General features: G+C 65.8%; 1 pseudogene. It reads left to right on the top strand.

Annotated elements, in window-relative coordinates:
- Nucleotides 1–319 (top strand): annotated as a pseudogene (locus tag EN804_RS37815) (hypothetical protein); the annotation flags it as partial.

Below are 319 nucleotides of genomic sequence, written 5' to 3'. Positions count from 1 at the left end.
GTGCGCATGCGCACACTTTTCCACTCACTGGCCGCCCAGCACGCGCAGGTCGACACGCGGTCGATGGGCATTAGCAGCGACTACGCCGACGCCATCGCCGAGGGCGCCACCCTGGTGCGCATCGGCACCGCCCTGTTCACCGTCCATGTGACGGATCCGGCGACCGGCGCCTATACCGTCACGCTGCTCGACAACGTGCTGCAGGCACAGGGCCCGAACGACGAGAACAACGCGACGGTCAATCTTGGCTATGTGATCACCGATGCGGACGGCTCGACGGCACCGGGCACGCTGACCATCACCTTCAACGACGATGCGC

The sequence above is a fragment of the Mesorhizobium sp. M8A.F.Ca.ET.161.01.1.1 genome, from assembly GCF_004792105.1.
In the GTDB taxonomy this organism is placed as follows: Bacteria; Pseudomonadota; Alphaproteobacteria; order Rhizobiales; family Rhizobiaceae; genus Mesorhizobium.
The sequence above is the reverse complement of the archived record's forward strand: the minus strand, read 5'-3'. Positions and strand labels throughout refer to the sequence as shown.